At 67.5% G+C, this 1821-nt stretch carries 3 protein-coding genes; 2 read left to right on the top strand and 1 reads right to left on the bottom strand.

Features of this window, described 5'->3' with window-relative positions; translation table 11 throughout:
- On the top strand, window positions 1-376 hold a 376-nt coding region (locus VGV06_04350), incomplete at its 5' end, for a RidA family protein (GenBank protein ID HEV2054390.1).
- Window positions 370-1236: a TauD/TfdA family dioxygenase gene (locus VGV06_04345; GenBank protein HEV2054389.1), complete on the top strand. Its 867-nt coding sequence runs from the start codon at window positions 370-372 to the stop codon at window positions 1234-1236. The genes VGV06_04350 and VGV06_04345, both read left to right, overlap by 7 nt.
- A gap of 28 nt (window positions 1237-1264) precedes the next feature.
- Here VGV06_04345 and VGV06_04340 read toward each other — a convergent pair.
- Window positions 1265-1821, bottom strand: a 557-nt coding sequence (locus tag VGV06_04340) for an ABC transporter substrate-binding protein (protein ID HEV2054388.1), incomplete at its 5' end; no start/stop codon positions are given.

Genomic DNA, 1821 nt, shown 5'->3' with positions numbered 1-1821 from the left:
CTACACGACGCCCGGAGCCACTCCGTCGCCGACCTTCATCGTGGCGGGCGCGGGCGAGATGCGGGATCGCGCGAAGGGGCCCGACGGTATCGTGCGCCACGGGGACACGTCACCGGATGCCATGCGCGAGAAGGCGCGGTTCGTGATGGGCGTCATGCAGGACCGCCTGCGCGCGCTCGGCGGCGATTGGAGCCGCGTGACGGCGATCGACGTCTACGCGGCCCAGCCCATCTACGGCTTCCTCCTCGACGAGATCCTCCGTCCGGCGGGCCCCGCCGCCATCCACGGGGTCCACTGGTTCCCCAGCCGCCCGCCCATCCAGGGACTTGAGTTCGAGATGGACATGCGCGGCGTCGCCCGCGAGCTCGTATGGTAACAACCCGGCTTACCCCGCACTTCGCCGCCCAGGTCGACGGCGTCGACATCACCCGGCCGCTGGGGGAACCGGCCTGGAAGGAAGTCCGCGCCGCCCTCGACGAGCACTCGGTTCTCGTCTTCCGCGGACAGCCGCTCGACGACGACACGCAGACCGCCTTCAGCCGGCGCTTCGGCTCGCTCGAAGTCACCCGCAGCATCAACCCGGCGGCTGGGACGCCCTTCGCGCGCCAGTCGAACCTCGACATCAAGACGGGCGAGGTCATTCCGCCCGACGACCGGCGCATGGTCTACCAGCTCGCCAACATGCTCTGGCACAGCGACAGCTCCTTTAAAGAGGTCCCGTCGCTCTGCTCCCTGCTCTCCGCCCGGATCATCCCCCCGGAGGGCGGCGCCACGGAGTTCGCCAGCACGCGCTCCGCCTACCCGTCGCTGCCCGACGAGCTGAAGCGGCGGGTCGAGACGGCCATCGCCGTCCACGATTTCTCCTGGTCACGCGATCAGATCCGGCCCGGCTTCTTCACCGAGAAGGAGCGCGCCGAGTATCCGCCGGTTCGTCACCCGGTGGTCCGGACGAACCCGGTGAACGGGCGCAAGGCCCTCTTCCTCGGCGCGCACGCCTCCCACATCGCAGGCATGTCAGTGGAGGATGGCCGCGCGCTCCTGAAGGAGCTGCTGGAGCACGTCACCCAGCCCGAGTTCCGCTACCGCCACGAGTGGCAGGAAGGCGACCTGGTCATCTGGGACAACCGCTGCGTCCTCCACCGCGCCACGCCCTTCGACACCACCCGCCACAAGCGCCTCATGCAGCGGACGACGGTGTCGGGCGATCCAGCGGAGTTTGCGCGCGCCGGCGGGTAGGACAAGAGGTAGCCCAGACTTTCTGTGTTCATCTCTCGACGACATGGTCCGCCCGCCCCAGCAGCGACTGCGGTATTGTCAGGCCGACGGCCTTGGCGGTCTTCATATTGATGACCAGCTCGAACTTCGTTGGCTGCTCGACGGGCAGGTCGCCGGGCTTGGCGCCTTTGAGAATCTTGTCCACGTAGGTAGCGGCGCGCCGATACAAATCAGCAAAGTTCGGTCCGTAGGCCATAAGGCCCCCGGCATCGACATAGTCCCTCGATGCGTACACTGCCGGCAGCCGGTTCTTGGCCGCCAGGTCCACGAGGCGTCTGCGCTCATTGCTGAACATGTTGCTTCCCAATACAGTCAGAGCACCCGCGCGCGCCCTGGTCATGTCCGAGAAGGCCCTGTCGAAATCCGCGGGACCTCGCGCCTCAACGAATTGAAGCCGCACCCCCAGCGTCCGCGCCGCGACTTCTGCTCCCTTCAGCATGTCCTTTTCCGTGCGTTCGGGGAGGCCACCTGGCTGCCAGAGGCCAGCGACCCGACTGACCCCCGGAACGACCTGCGTGAGCTGTTCCAGACCCTTGCCGACGAGCT

The organism is Candidatus Methylomirabilota bacterium (genome assembly GCA_035936835.1).
In the GTDB taxonomy this organism is placed as follows: Bacteria; Methylomirabilota; Methylomirabilia; order Rokubacteriales; family CSP1-6; genus AR37.
This window is presented reverse-complemented; position numbering and strand designations above follow the sequence as displayed.